We start from the raw sequence: 11,475 nt of genomic DNA on the forward strand, positions 1-11,475 counted from the left end.
AGGATGCCACAGCACGGGAGGTCAACCGTGGAAAATTTTCAATCGCTGGCGTCCATGCTGGACCTTTACCAGTTGAGCCTGACAATCGTCCTCGTACTGCATGCGTTCAGCCTGGTTCCACAATGGCAGCGCCAGTATTTCCATCCGCGCCTGATGCGGGTGGCGATGCTGGGAATGATGCTGGGGATCGCGCAAGGCGCGGTGATCGCCACCGCCGTGGAGCTTAGCGCGATCGCGCGGGGCGGCGGCCTTGCCCTGCTGGGCGCCGCGATCATGATGCATGCCTGGGTGGCGCTGCAAAACCTGCTGGCCAGTTACGCCTTCGTCCACCTGCACCGCGCCAGTGCCGTGCTGGCCTGCCGCATGCGCTGGGGCCAGCGCCCGCTCGGCTACCTGAGCGCCGCGCTTACCGTCGTCGCCGGACTGACGCTGGCGTGATCAGTTGCGGCCGGCAGTGCCGTGCTCGGACCAGACAATATCGTTATCCACCGAATACAGGCGGCACGGTTCCTTGCTCGCCGCCTGGCAGGCCGCCAGCGCCTTTTCGTTGGTGTTCTCGCCCTCTTCCGCCCAGCCCCATGAACCGGTGGCCGAAATCGCAAAGGCGCGCGGCGTAGCTTTGTTCAGGAACTCCCGATACTGCTCGCGGCCACGCTGGGGCACGTAGGGAACGGCACCTACGTCATCCAATGCAGCATAGCGGGTGGCCTTTTGCGCCGGCGGTTCGGCCACGGCGTAGACCTCGCGGGTCGGCATGCCGACGCCGGCCAGGAAGCGCTCGACTTCCGGCAACCAGACCGCCGCACCATCGCGGTTGCCGAGCAAACCGTGCGCGTCTTTCTTGAACGCGCCATAAGCCACCAGGTCAGCCTTGCCGCCGGCCGCAGTGAAAGCGCCATGCATGCGTGCCACCAGTTCCGGTCCGAAGTAGCTGTCATTCGCGCCATACATCCACATGCTCGGCAGCTTGTTACGGCGGCCGTACTCGCCAAACGCCTTGACCAGGGCGCCCTGCCAGTTGCACAGGTCGCCATGCACCTTCAGGCCCCCGGCAAAATTCATGATGCCGCGCACACCCGGCAGGTCCTGGGTAGCCGCGGCCATGCTCGCCAGGCCGCCAAACGACTGGCCGGCCAGCACGATATGATCATTGTCGACCCAGGGCTGGGTACGCGCGAAACGCACCACGTCGGCGATATCGCCCGCCTGCTCGTAGCCATTGGCCGTCATATTGCAGCCATATTCAACGAACTTGCCGGTCGAATTGGCAAAGCCGGTACGCATCGGCACCATTACCGCGTAGCCGCGCCGCACGAAGGCCGTGGCCAGGTAAATGAAGCGGTCGCGCGACTGGAACTTCGGATTGCCCGGTGCCTTGCCATGGTTGATGATCAACAGCGGGAACGGGCCGGCGCCAGGAGGACGGAAAACAGTGGTCTCCAGTTGTACGCTCTGCGCGCGGCCGGCCGGAACCATGATGATCTGCTCATGCAGGCGAGAGTCGAGCGCAGCTTCCCCGGCCCGCGCGAATGGCAGGCTTGCACAGGCCAGCAGTATGGCGGCGACACGTGCGGCGAAGGAATTAATGATGCTCTCCGGAACAATGCGTAGGGGCAATATCCCAGATTCTTATGCGCACCGCTCAGGAAAGCAATCCCAAAACGACAAACGTAGCAATTAACTCAGCTTCAGGAGCATGGAACGCATGGATTCCAGTACTTCGTCGGCTAATTCGGGGTCGGTTTTGTAGACATTTCGCGACACCGAGATGCCGCCCACCAGCGCTGCCATGACCGCGAGCGCCTGTTGCCGCTGGCCTTCCCCGGCCGGCAGCTGCTGGCTGATGTATTCCACCATCTGGCGGAAACCGCTGGTATAGCCTGCACCCACTGAAGCATCCTGGCGCGCCACCTCGCTGGCGGCAGCCGCCAAAGGGCAGCCTTGCGCAAGGTTGTCGCGCTGTTCCGGCGCCAGGTAGAAATCGACCAGTTGCGCCAGCGTCACCGGGTGCTCAGTCACCTTGCCATAGGCGGAACGTGTGCTGAACTGCATTGCCTCCGCCGCCAGCGCGTCTTTCGAGGGGAAATGGGCGTAAAGCGCGCCATGGGTGAGCCCGGCGGCCTTGCTGATCTCTGCCACGCCAACCCCGTCGATCCCCTTTTCCCGGAACAGCCGGGCAGCCGTTTCGACCAGCACTTGCCGGTTTTCCGCTGCTTTTTCCCTGGTGATCTTCATGGCCAGCCTCCCCCGCATCAATCATTGCGGTCATCATCATACCATGTGTTGCACGGCCTGCTTATTTTTTGGGCAGTGATTGGTAATTTCCATGTGGAATCATGTAAACTGGCGCCATGACGATCTCCGCACTCCAGGCCGGCCTGTCCGGCCTTCAAGCAAACCAGCGCGCCCTGGACGTGGAAGGACACAACGTCGCCAACCTGGCGACACAGAACTTCCAGCCGCAGCAGGCCACGTTCCAGGAAACCGCGGGCGGCACCAGCGTCACCATTTCCACTGCGGCACGCGACCTGTCGGCTGCCGCCAACGCTGGCGGCGCACCGTCAGGCACCGATCCGGCCAGTTCGATCACCAACTCCCTGGTCTACAAGGCCAACTTCGACCTGTCGGCCAAAGTGATCCAGGCTGCCGACGAACGAATCGGTACACTGCTCGATATCAAGGCTTAACGCCAGCGCCTTCCCGCGCTATGCTGTCGTATGTGCAGCGTGGCGGAGGCTAGCATGGACGACATCGAACTCCCCCTTCAGGACCGCAATCAAGCCGCCGAGCTGCTGGCCGAAAAGCTGGTGTACCTGCGCGGCAGCCGGCCCCTGATCCTTGCCATTCCGCGCGGCGCCGTGCCGATGGGGCGCATCATTGCCGACCGCCTCGATGGCGAGCTTGATGTAGTACTGGTGCGAAAAATTCCCTCTGCCATCGATCCCGAGCTGGCGGTCGGCGCCGTGGACGAGCATGGCAACCGCGAGCTGGCGCCCTATTTCAACCGCACCCGTACCAGCATGGAATGGGTCGAGTTGCAGACCCACGAGCAGCTTGAGCTGATGCGCCGGCGCCGCGCATCATACGGTAGCAGGCGGCCGCCGGCCAACCCGGAGGGCCGCACCGTGGTGATTGTCGATGATGGCCTGGCCACCGGTTCCACCATGGCCGCAGCCCTGCGCTCCACGCGCGCGCGCAAGCCAAAGCAGCTGATTGCCGCCGTACCCGTGGCTGCGCCGGATTCGCTGGAAGTGATCGCGCCTTTGGCCGACGGCATTGTCTACCTTGCCGCGCCGATGAACTTCATGTCCGTCAGCCGCCATTACCGCAGCTTCCCGCAGGTGTCGGAAGAAGAAGTCCTGGAGCTGCTGGCGAGCCAGTAGTGCGACTTTGAATTGCCGCGTGTGCGACACTGGCGCAGAGGAGGCAGCCAACGGATGACCGAACACGATCCCCGCAAACAGGATCGCCGCGAAGGAGACCGCGGGCAGCGGCGGCGCGCCGGCGACGCGCCGCGCTACCTTGATCCCGGCGAAACCATCTTCACGCTGTGGGGGCGCGTGATCGTTGCGCGCTACAAGCGCTGGGCTGCCGCCGCGACGCGGCATATCGTCCAGCGGCCTTTGCACATCGGGGTTTCGGCCCGCATCTACCATCCCGAGCCCGGCGCCACGGGGCTGCGCAGCAAGAACCTGCAATATCTCGAAGAGTCCGTGGCGCAGTGGGTGATGTCGCGCGACGTACTGGTGTTCATGATCCCGACCGTGAATACATCGGGCCTGCTGCACCCCTCCAATATCCGCCTGCGCGACTACGCCAAGCACCTCGACGGCCTGGTGCTGCAAGGCGGCGCCGACGTATCGCCGCAAAGCTATGCCGAAGCGCCGACCAAGCCTGAATGGAGCGGCGACCGGGCGCGCGACATGTACGAACTGGAGCTGTTGCATGAATTCGTCGAAGCAGGCAAGCCGGTGCTGGGTATTTGCCGCGGATGCCAGCTGCTCAACGTCGCCTTCGGCGGCAGCCTCTACCAGGACATTGCGACCGATGTTCCGGACGCCCATGCCCACGTGTCCGACGATTACGACCGGCACCGGCACGAAGTCACTTTCCCGCCCGGCTCCTCGCTGCCTAATATGGTCAGGGGCCCGCAACGCGCACTGGTGAACTCCATCCACCACCAGGCGGTGAAGTCGCTGGGCAAGGATATGCAGGTGGAAGCGCTGTCCTATCCGGACAATATGATCGAAGCAATCCGCTACACGCGGGCGCCCTTCGTAATGGGCCTGCAATGGCACCCCGAATTCCACCGCGCGGGCGGCGTTGAACTGCTCGATTGCACCGGCATCCTCGACAGCTTCCTCCGCGCCGCGCGCGAAACGCGCTTTTAACGCTTGCAGGGCTTCCCGTCGTATTGCAGTTGGTGCTGCCTATACGCGCTGCCATTCCAGCGCTCGATAGGGAAGCAGAAGCCCGGACCGCCGATTTCGATGTCGGGCCAGCCGTCCTTGCCCCTGGTATGGAGCACAGTCAGGATGCCGGCGCCATGGGTAATGAGCTTCCATTTGCCATCGGACTGCCTGCTGACCAGGGCATAGCCGACGCCAGTATCGCCATAGCATGCCGTGCCGCTTTCCGTGATGATTGCTTCAGGTTGGCCGTCGCCATTCAGGTCTTTGACTTGTTCGATCGCGCCCGGCACATAGCTCGCCCCGGAGTCAGCGCAGGACTTCCATGCTTTTCCATGCTGTTTGAAGCCCGCGGCCTTGAATGCGGCAGCTTCGTCCGCCGCTGGCAATGTGTTTGCAGCTGCCAGCGAGGCCTGGCTGAACACCAGGCTAAATATCGCGATAATCAGTTTCATATTGCCATCCTCCCCGCTTTGGCCATTCTAATCCATGTGGTAGCTCAGCAGGACCAAAGAGGAAATGCAATACCCGGCGGCGACTGGTGCCTGTTGCTTTTGAGGAACGATGTAACAGTAGCGGTCGCATCACCAGCAGGTCGCCCACCTGCGCCAGGCAGGCTTGCTCGTCCTGGCGCAATGCCGCCGCATCCTGCGGCGGAATGACTCCTTGCCGGTGCGACCCCGGCACCACATGCACCGGACCGTCCTCCGCACCGCAAGGGTCAAGATGCAGCCGCACTGCGACCAGCTGTTCCAGCAATCCGCTCGGAGGCTGCACATACCAGCCATCTTCCTTGCGCGACCAGCCGCGCAGGGCCGTCCCCTCGACCTGCTCGTACACAGGGATGCTCAGGTCCTGGTGCACCGGCACCAGCCAGTTCACGGAACCCGATTTTTCGAAGAAAGTGCATTGCGCAGGGACGTGGCCGGCCGGCAGCAGGTTCCGAACCGCAGGTGAAGCAGTGAGGAAGCCCGCAAGCTCTGCACACCAAGCCTGCGACAGCAAAGTCCGGGACCCTGCCGTGTCGTGGGTACCGATTTGCGCGGCATAGCGTGCGCATTGCCCGGCATCGACGGCACCGGCAATGACCGCAAACCCGCGCCGCGCAAAATCGGCAGCGTCAGCCATCGTTTAAGGTTTTTCGTAGAAGACCAGGGAGCTGCCCAGGGTCAGGGATTCTTCGATGTGAGGGTGCAGGTCAACGAACGGCTTCTGCTCCAGCATTTCAGTTTGCAGGACACTGAACGCGTCCATCGCAACTTCCTCGAATCCGAACTTGCTGGCCTCGATAATCGCAGAGTCCCAGAGGGCATCCGCGCCTTCCTGCAGCAGGAACAGCATGCACTTGTGCAGCGCATGCTCTTGCGGGTGTGCGTATTCATAGACCGGCTTGCCTTCGAAAATCCCTTCGAAGGTGTAGATCCCCAGGACACTGTTATCGCTCATGAGCTATTCGAATTAACTGGAAGTGCCTGATTATACTGCGGACCGGGGTCGTCCCAATGCCCCGAACAGCCACCAGAAAATGCCCGATATCAGCGCCAATGCAGTGCCCAGCACTGCCAGCGAGCGCCAGGAATACAGCACTGACGCCGGAACAAACGGCGGCTGGTATATCAATAGCTGGTCTTGCCGGTGCATATGCAGCGGCAGGCCAGGAGCGAGGTAGCTCTCGGCCAGCACAGGCTTGGCGGCACCGCTCGCCAGCTCGCCCATCGCCAAGCGGACGCGATCGGCCCAGTCGTGATCAAACTCCGGCTTGCCATGGGCGCCGAAATACCGATAGGACTTGCTCGTCGTGGCCAGCAGTTTCCCGATTTCATGAGCGTAGACGCACGTGTCGCTGCCGGGCAGGAATACGACCAGTCCACCCAGGTGCTGGTAGAGGAAGTCGCCGGCAAACACCAATTGACGCTCACGGTCGACGAAGGTTGCAGACTCCTGCGCATGGCCCGGCGTCGAGCGGATTTCGATGGCGCGGCCGCCAAGGTCAATCTTCTCGCCGTCCCCCAACCAACGCTGGATGCGCAAGGCGCGCGAGCCGGTGAGCGATTCCGCGGCAGCGATCTGCAGCCTGCCGCCCTGCGCCCTGGATTGCAGCTCTGCTGTCGCGAGCACCAGCGCACCTTCAAATGCATCCAGGTCTCCGATATGGTCGAAGTGGAAGTGCGAAAGCGCGAGCATGAGGGGCTTGGCAGTCAGGCTTTCGGCCAGCGCCCGAATCGAGCGGATGTTGGCGGGACGCTCGCCGGATCCAGCGTCAATCAACAGCGCGCGATCGCCGCCAACCAGCAGGTAGGAAGAGTTGTATTGTGAGGATTTGGGTTCCGCGATGATGTAGCTGCCATCGTCAATCGCCTCAACCGCATACCAGTCGTCCACGTAGCGCGCCTTTTCACTCCACAGCTGGCCGGAGCGCAGCTTACCGAATACCTGGTCGCTGGCAAACGGCATCCTGGCGAGCAACGATGCGCCAAGCACCAACGCAAGCAGGAGAATGACAGTGGCGACAATGGCGCGCCTGATGGCGCGGGGCTTTGCGGGAACGGCGGACATGGTGCGGCGCGACATGTTGAAAAAATGTCAATTATATCCAATCGCCTGGAATTCCGCGCGTCGCCGATAGCGGCTGGCGCCCTGGCGCCGCCGCCAGCCGATCAATTACCCCTGAACTTCGCAATCGCCGCATCCACCACGCCCTCCACGCTGCCGGAGGAATCGAATTCCGCCCGCAGGTAGTGGGCATCGCTGCCCATGTGGGTCACCTGCATCAGGTGGTTCAGCGCAGCGCTGCCGCCCAGGGCTTCGGCATGCAGGTCCATGCGGCGCAGCGTGGTCAGGATGTCTTCACGCAGTGACAGGCTCTCGTAGGTCTTCGGATGCACCACCGTGCCATCGAGCCCGAAACGGCAGGCCTGGAAGCGGTTGTAGTTGTAGACCAGGTAGTCGTCTTCGGCCGGCGGCTCCTCCTTGCGCTCCAATAGATAGGAGCACAGGGCCTGCAGATAGCAGGCCAAAGCCGCGGCGCGTTCCACCGTCAGCGGCGTGTCGCAGACGCGCAGCTCGATCGTGCCGTATTCAGGCTTGGGGCGGATGTCCCAGTAGAAGTCCTTCATCGACTTGATCACGCCCGTATGCTCCATCTTCGAGAAGAAGCTGTGCTCGAACTCGTCCCACTTCAGGATGAACGGCGCGCGGCCGCTCATGGGGAAGGCGAACACGCTGTTCAGGCGCGCGGAGTTGAACAGGGTGTCGTTCCCCTGTACGTAGGGCGACGACGCCGACAGCGCGATGAAGTGCGGCACGTAGCGGCTCAGGGAATGCAGCAGGTACAGCGCATCGTCGCCGCTGGTGCAGCCGATGTGCACGTGCTGGCCGAAAATCGTGAACTGCTTGGCCAGGTAGCCATACAGCGCCGACACTTCCTTGAAGCGCGGCTTCGAGAAGATCTTGCGCTCCGACCAGCGCTGGAACGGGTGCGTCCCGCCGCCGCAAATGCCGATATTCAGCGTGTCGGCCGCCCGTACCAGGGTATCGCGCGTTTCGCGCAACTGGGCCACCAGCTCGCTGTGATTGGTGTGCACGTCGCTGTTAATCTCGATCATGCTCTCGGTGATCTCCGGCGTGACGTGGCCGGGAAACGGCTTGCGCGCCAACAGGTGCAGCAAGTCCGGGCTCGACGCGGTCAGGTCGAAGTCGGACAGGCTGACCAATTGCAGCTCGAGCTCGACCCCCATTGTCAAAGCTTGCGACGATTTGAATTCTTCCAACGGCATATCAGCCCTCCTCTTTTGCCGTTTCGCGCGCCCGGATCAGCGCGCGCTGCGTAATGACCGGCCCCAGCACTTCCATGAAAAGTGTCATGGCGGCCAGCGCAGCCAGTTCATCCACCAGCACAATACCCATATAGCGCGTCTGCTCCAGGAGCAGGATGCCGAACACCGACATCGGCGACAGCGCTACGCCGATCAACGCGCCCTTGCGCCATGAAATACCGGCCACGTGCGAGAGCAGCGCGACGGCGATGGTCTTGGTAGCGAAGCGCACCAGCAACAGCAATGCGCCCAGCGAAGCACCGAACACTACGCGCTGCCAGTCCAGCGTGGAGACAGCAAACACAAACAGCAGCACCGTCAACAGTTCGCCGATCGCGCCAAAGTTACGCTGCGTGCGCGTGAAGGTCACGCGGCGATGGCGCGCCATCAGGCCGAAGGTCAGGGTCGCCAGCACGGGCGACAAATCGGCCGCCTGCGTGATCGACACCAGCAGCACGACCACCATGGCAAAAGCCACGGTGCCATCTCGCGCCAGCGTGCCAATGCTGCGCAGTAGCGCCGGCACCAGCATGCCTGCCACCGCGCCCAGCACGGCCGAAGCGAGCAGCTCGATCACGCTGCGCGACACGGCTTGCGTCAGGCTGCCGGAGGTCTGGAATACCCAGAAACCAACCACCACCTTGAACACGAACAACGCAAGCACGCAGTTCATTGCCACCAAATGCAGCACGCGCTCCGTCACCTGGCCCGAACTGCGTTCCTCATTAATCACGCGCAGCACGCCTGCCGGCGAAGTGGACATCGCCAAGGATGCAAGCAACAGCGCCGTCAACGGCGGCATGCCTTGCCAGTAAGCGATTGAAAACACTGCGCCGAACGTGAGCGCAGATTCTGCCAGGCCGCTGACGGCAATCCAGGGATTGACGCGCAGCCAGCGCAGGTTGATGCGGTAACCGAATTCAAACAGGATGAGGCCGAAAGCGATATTGGCGAGCAGCGTTACCTGGCTGCTGCCGTCCGGCACAAGAAGATCGGGCATCGCCTGCGCAAGCAGGAAGCCCACCAAACCGTACACACTGATGCGCGGCAGATTACTCCAACGATGAACGAACTCACCTGCGAGCCATGCCAGCAGCATGGCGCAAGGCCATGCGAGTTCGTCAGAGATGACTAACAAATCGGTCATAAACGTACCTCCGAGCCGTACTATATTGCAATTGTGAAAAACGCGTCGCACTTATCTCCGTTACAATGCCATGCATGGACATGATCAGCGAACACGTTTGCCATGGTGGAATGCAGCGCTTCTACCGGCATGAGTCGGAAGCGATTGGCTTGCCAATGCGCTTCTCCATCTTCATTCCGCCGCAGGCAGCGCAAGGGCCCTTGCCCGCGCTGTTCTATCTCGCGGGACTCACCTGCAGCGAGGAGACCTTTGCCATCAAGGCCGGCGCGCAGCAGCATGCCGCGCGTGAAGGCTTGGTCCTCATCGCGCCGGACACCAGTCCGCGCGGCACGGGCATTGAAGGTGAAACAGCGTGCTGGGATTTCGGCGAAGGCGCGGGCTTCTACCTCGATGCGACGCAAGCGCCGTGGTCGCAGCATTACCGCATGGAGAGCTACATCCACGAGCTGCGCCAACTGGTGATCGATGAACTGCCGGTCGATGCCAAGCGCATCGGCATCTTCGGCCATTCGATGGGTGGGCATGGCGCCTTGACGCTGGCCTTGCGCAGGCCGGACCTGTTCCGCAGCGTATCGGCCTTCGCGCCGATTGCGGCGCCGGTACGCTGCCCTTGGGGGCAGAAAGCGTTCGAGGGCTACCTGGGGCCGGACAAGGAGACCTGGCTGCAGCACGACGCCAGCGCATTGATGTCGGTACAGGACGAAGCACCCTTCCCTAATGGCATCCTGATCGACCAGGGCCTGGCCGACAAATTCCTTGAGGAGCAGTTATATCCGGGAGTGTTCGAGGATGCGTGCCGCGCCGCCGGACAGCCTTTGGAGCTGCGCCGGCATGCGGGCTACGATCATGGCTACTACTTTATTTCGAGCTTCATTGGCGACCATGTGAAGCTGCATAGCCGCCAGTTAAAAGAGCTTTGAAGCGACATTACTTCGTAAGCACCTTGCGGATCGTTTCCGCAAGTTCTTCCGCTACGAACTTGGCCACGTAGGCGTCAGCACCGACGCCCTTTACGTGGTCCTCGTTGGTCTTGCCGGACAACGAAGAATGGATCACCACCGGGATCTTGGAGAAGCGCGCATCCTGCTTCACCAAGCGGGTCAGCGTGAAGCCATCCATCTCCGGCATTTCCAGGTCGGTCAGCACCAGGGCCACACGGTCTTCCACCGGAATGCCTTCGGCCTTGCAGCCTTCGGCGATGTGATTGAGCTTGTCCCACGCTTCCTTACCGGTCTTCATCATCACGAACGGCGCATGCATGGCTTCCAGGCCGCGCTCGATCAGGTTGCGCGCAACGACCGAATCGTCAGCAGCCAGGATGAAGGTACCTGGCTTCAGCGGCAGGCGGCCGACGGCGGTTTCGTCGATTTCCTTACCGTCGCTTGGGGACAGGTTGCGCAGGATGGTTTCCACATCCAGCACCTGCGCCAGGCGGGTGTTCTGCACGTCGCCATCGACGCGCGCAATCGAGGTCACCATGCCGCTACCGTGGCTGCCTTCAGCGCTCAGCACCTGGCTCCAGTCCAGGCGCACGATCTCGTCCACCGATTCAACGGCGAAGGCTTGCGTGGTGCGCGCGAACTCCGTCACCAGCATGATGTTCAGGCCAGTCTTTGGCTTGACGCCGACAATGCCCGGCAAGTCCATCACAGGAATAATCTGGCCGCGCAGGTTGACCACACCCAGCATATGCGGCTCCGCACCTGCGACGGCGGTCACGGTCGGCATCGCAACAATCTCGCGGATCTTGAAGACGTTAATGCCGTATAACTCGGAATTGCCACTGGTGCCATCGACACCGAGGCGGAACAACAGCAGCTCGAACTTGTTGGAGTTTGTGAGGTTGCTACGCTCGTCAACTTCTTGTTGAACGGAATTCATCGATCGCTCCAGTCTGCTTTAAATGGCATTCCCTTTGGTATGGAATGTTTCGGCAGTATACCGGCCTTTTTTTGACATCCGGGAGCGATGAGGGGCAGAAACAACAAAAAAAGGACGCACGTTGGCGTCCTTCTAAGAATTCTGGAGCGGGAAAAGAGTCTCGAACTCTCGACCTCAACCTTGGCAAGGTTGCGCTCTACCAACTGAGCTATTCCCGCAGGGG

At 61.9% G+C, this 11,475-nt stretch carries 14 protein-coding genes and 1 tRNA gene; 5 read left to right on the forward strand and 10 right to left on the reverse strand.

The genetic code is table 11. The features are described 5' to 3' along the window. Window positions 1-27: 27 nt before the first annotated feature. Window positions 28-438: a hypothetical protein gene (locus ASE26_RS23275; RefSeq protein WP_156397824.1), complete on the forward strand. Its 411-nt coding sequence runs from the start codon at window positions 28-30 to the stop codon at window positions 436-438. Here ASE26_RS23275 and ASE26_RS23280 read toward each other — a convergent pair whose 3' ends face one another. Further along, a complete protein-coding gene (locus ASE26_RS23280) occupies window positions 439-1,476 on the reverse strand; it encodes a CocE/NonD family hydrolase (protein ID WP_156397846.1) in 1,038 nt (345 codons plus the stop codon). It abuts the gene before it with no gap. Window positions 1,477-1,677: 201 nt separating this feature from the next. Further along, window positions 1,678-2,235 carry a TetR/AcrR family transcriptional regulator gene (locus ASE26_RS23285; protein WP_057247020.1) on the reverse strand — a complete coding sequence of 186 codons (558 nt, stop codon included), beginning with the start codon at window positions 2,233-2,235 and terminating at the stop codon, window positions 1,678-1,680. A gap of 116 nt (window positions 2,236-2,351) precedes the next feature. Here ASE26_RS23285 and ASE26_RS23290 point away from each other — a divergent pair, with 116 nt between their 5' ends. Genes ASE26_RS23290 through ASE26_RS23300 form a run of 3 tightly spaced genes read left to right on the forward strand, consistent with a single transcriptional unit; the run spans window position 2,352 to window position 4,391 of the window. Next, the gene (locus ASE26_RS23290; protein WP_055924902.1) at window positions 2,352-2,687 is read left to right on the forward strand and encodes a flagellar basal body rod C-terminal domain-containing protein; all 336 of its coding nucleotides are present in this window, start codon (window positions 2,352-2,354) and stop codon (window positions 2,685-2,687) included. 54 nt (window positions 2,688-2,741) lie between these two features. Further along, complete coding sequence (locus ASE26_RS23295) at window positions 2,742-3,383, forward strand: phosphoribosyltransferase (protein WP_055924906.1); 642 nt, start codon at window positions 2,742-2,744, stop codon at window positions 3,381-3,383. Window positions 3,384-3,437: 54 nt separating this feature from the next. Further along, window positions 3,438-4,391, forward strand: coding sequence for a gamma-glutamyl-gamma-aminobutyrate hydrolase family protein (locus ASE26_RS23300; RefSeq protein ID WP_055924908.1), 954 nt, complete (start codon window positions 3,438-3,440; stop codon window positions 4,389-4,391). Here the strand turns inward: ASE26_RS23300 and ASE26_RS23305 are convergent. The 6 genes from ASE26_RS23305 to ASE26_RS23330 form a co-directional block, all read right to left on the reverse strand. After that, window positions 4,388-4,864 (reverse strand): hypothetical protein, encoded by a 477-nt coding sequence (locus tag ASE26_RS23305; protein ID WP_055924911.1) that lies wholly within the window; start codon window positions 4,862-4,864, stop codon window positions 4,388-4,390. The genes ASE26_RS23300 and ASE26_RS23305 overlap by 4 nt on opposite strands. Next, on the reverse strand, window positions 4,839-5,537 hold the full coding sequence (locus ASE26_RS23310) for a phytanoyl-CoA dioxygenase family protein (protein ID WP_055924914.1): 699 nt from the start codon (window positions 5,535-5,537) through the stop codon (window positions 4,839-4,841). The genes ASE26_RS23305 and ASE26_RS23310 overlap by 26 nt, the downstream gene beginning before the upstream one ends. A 3-nt stretch (window positions 5,538-5,540) precedes the next feature. Further along, window positions 5,541-5,855 carry a hypothetical protein gene (locus tag ASE26_RS23315; protein ID WP_055924917.1) on the reverse strand — a complete coding sequence of 105 codons (315 nt, stop codon included), beginning with the start codon at window positions 5,853-5,855 and terminating at the stop codon, window positions 5,541-5,543. 30 nt (window positions 5,856-5,885) lie between these two features. Next, window positions 5,886-6,965 (reverse strand): MBL fold metallo-hydrolase, encoded by a 1,080-nt coding sequence (locus tag ASE26_RS23320; protein WP_162246525.1) that lies wholly within the window; start codon window positions 6,963-6,965, stop codon window positions 5,886-5,888. 101 nt (window positions 6,966-7,066) lie between these two features. Beyond that, window positions 7,067-8,185, reverse strand: a complete 1,119-nt coding sequence (locus ASE26_RS23325) for a YbdK family carboxylate-amine ligase (RefSeq protein WP_055924920.1) — start codon at window positions 8,183-8,185, stop codon at window positions 7,067-7,069. A 1-nt stretch (window position 8,186) separates the two neighbouring features. Beyond that, complete coding sequence (locus ASE26_RS23330) at window positions 8,187-9,371, reverse strand: cation:proton antiporter (RefSeq protein ID WP_055924921.1); 1,185 nt, start codon at window positions 9,369-9,371, stop codon at window positions 8,187-8,189. 74 nt (window positions 9,372-9,445) lie between these two features. Between ASE26_RS23330 and fghA the strand changes: the two genes are divergently transcribed. Further along, on the forward strand, window positions 9,446-10,291 hold the full coding sequence (gene fghA, locus ASE26_RS23335) for an S-formylglutathione hydrolase (protein WP_057247021.1): 846 nt from the start codon (window positions 9,446-9,448) through the stop codon (window positions 10,289-10,291). Between the two features lie 7 nt (window positions 10,292-10,298). Here fghA and ASE26_RS23340 read toward each other — a convergent pair whose 3' ends face one another. Together ASE26_RS23340 and ASE26_RS23345 are read right to left on the reverse strand one after the other, a co-directional pair. Continuing rightward, on the reverse strand, window positions 10,299-11,252 hold the full coding sequence (locus tag ASE26_RS23340; protein ID WP_057247022.1) for a chemotaxis protein: 954 nt from the start codon (window positions 11,250-11,252) through the stop codon (window positions 10,299-10,301). Window positions 11,253-11,394: 142 nt separating this feature from the next. Then, window positions 11,395-11,470: transfer RNA gene (locus ASE26_RS23345), tRNA-Gly, on the reverse strand. Window positions 11,471-11,475: the final 5 nt, after the last annotated feature.

The organism is Duganella sp. Root198D2 (assembly GCF_001428585.1).
Lineage (GTDB): Bacteria > Pseudomonadota > Gammaproteobacteria > Burkholderiales > Burkholderiaceae_D > Rugamonas.

Excerpts from the sequence above, each read along its gene's own strand:
- ASE26_RS23310 (WP_055924914.1), bottom strand. The coding sequence starts at position 5,537 with ATGGCTGACGCTGCCGATTTTGCGCGGCGCGGGTTTGCGGTCATTGCC.
- ASE26_RS23290 (WP_055924902.1), top strand. The coding sequence starts at position 2,352 with ATGACGATCTCCGCACTCCAGGCCGGCCTGTCCGGCCTTCAAGCAAAC.
- ASE26_RS23305 (WP_055924911.1), bottom strand. The coding sequence starts at position 4,864 with ATGAAACTGATTATCGCGATATTTAGCCTGGTGTTCAGCCAGGCCTCG.
- ASE26_RS23315 (WP_055924917.1), bottom strand. The coding sequence starts at position 5,855 with ATGAGCGATAACAGTGTCCTGGGGATCTACACCTTCGAAGGGATTTTC.
- ASE26_RS23285 (WP_057247020.1), bottom strand. The coding sequence starts at position 2,235 with ATGAAGATCACCAGGGAAAAAGCAGCGGAAAACCGGCAAGTGCTGGTC.
- ASE26_RS23300 (WP_055924908.1), top strand. The coding sequence starts at position 3,438 with ATGACCGAACACGATCCCCGCAAACAGGATCGCCGCGAAGGAGACCGC.
- ASE26_RS23295 (WP_055924906.1), top strand. The coding sequence starts at position 2,742 with ATGGACGACATCGAACTCCCCCTTCAGGACCGCAATCAAGCCGCCGAG.
- ASE26_RS23325 (WP_055924920.1), bottom strand. The coding sequence starts at position 8,185 with ATGCCGTTGGAAGAATTCAAATCGTCGCAAGCTTTGACAATGGGGGTC.
- ASE26_RS23330 (WP_055924921.1), bottom strand. The coding sequence starts at position 9,371 with ATGACCGATTTGTTAGTCATCTCTGACGAACTCGCATGGCCTTGCGCC.
- ASE26_RS23320 (WP_162246525.1), bottom strand. The coding sequence starts at position 6,965 with ATGTCCGCCGTTCCCGCAAAGCCCCGCGCCATCAGGCGCGCCATTGTC.
- ASE26_RS23340 (WP_057247022.1), bottom strand. The coding sequence starts at position 11,252 with ATGAATTCCGTTCAACAAGAAGTTGACGAGCGTAGCAACCTCACAAAC.
- fghA (WP_057247021.1), top strand. The coding sequence starts at position 9,446 with ATGGACATGATCAGCGAACACGTTTGCCATGGTGGAATGCAGCGCTTC.
- ASE26_RS23280 (WP_156397846.1), bottom strand. The coding sequence starts at position 1,476 with ATGGTTCCGGCCGGCCGCGCGCAGAGCGTACAACTGGAGACCACTGTT.